The 560-nt window shown below is 45.0% G+C and carries 1 protein-coding gene; it reads right to left on the bottom strand.

What is annotated here, in order from left to right; all coding sequences use genetic code 11:
* Nucleotides 1-560, bottom strand: a 560-nt coding sequence (locus ACE01R_RS17890; RefSeq protein ID WP_395552819.1) for an electron transfer flavoprotein subunit beta/FixA family protein, incomplete at both ends; no start/stop codon positions are given.

The following is a 560-nucleotide window of genomic DNA, read 5'->3' as shown; positions in this document are numbered from 1 at the left end:
TCAACTTTAACTGTTTTCAGTTTAGTTGTCGCAGTTACACCAAAATCTGCAGGAGACTTGGTATCCAGCGGTTTTTTACGCGCTTTCATGATGTTTGGAAGAGCTGCATAACGTGGCTCGTTCAAACGCAAGTCAGTGGTGATGATTGCAGGAAGTGCAAGCTCAACAGTTTGTAAACCACCGTCGATTTCACGCGTTACTTGTACTTTGTCGCCATCAACTTTCACTTCAGAAGCGAATGTACCTTGACCTGCGCCAAGTAGAGCGCCAAGCATCTGACCAACCTGGTTAGAGTCGTCATCAATTGCCTGTTTACCAAGAAGGATTAATTGTGGTTGTTCAGCGTCAACAACACCTTTCAGGATTTTAGCAACTTCCAAAGCACCCAGTTGGCTGTCATCAGCTTCAACCAGAATACCGCGGTCAGCGCCAAGTGCCATGGCAGAACGAATTTGTTCTTGCGCTTCTTTAGGACCAATAGAAACAACAACGATTTCTGAAACAGTTCCTTTTTCTTTTAAGCGAACCGCTTCTTCCACTGCGATTTCACAGAATGGGTT

Source organism: Acinetobacter sp. BSP-28, from assembly GCF_044130285.1.
Taxonomy (GTDB): Bacteria; Pseudomonadota; Gammaproteobacteria; order Pseudomonadales; family Moraxellaceae; genus Acinetobacter.
The sequence above is the reverse complement of the archived record's forward strand: the minus strand, read 5'-3'. Positions and strand labels throughout refer to the sequence as shown.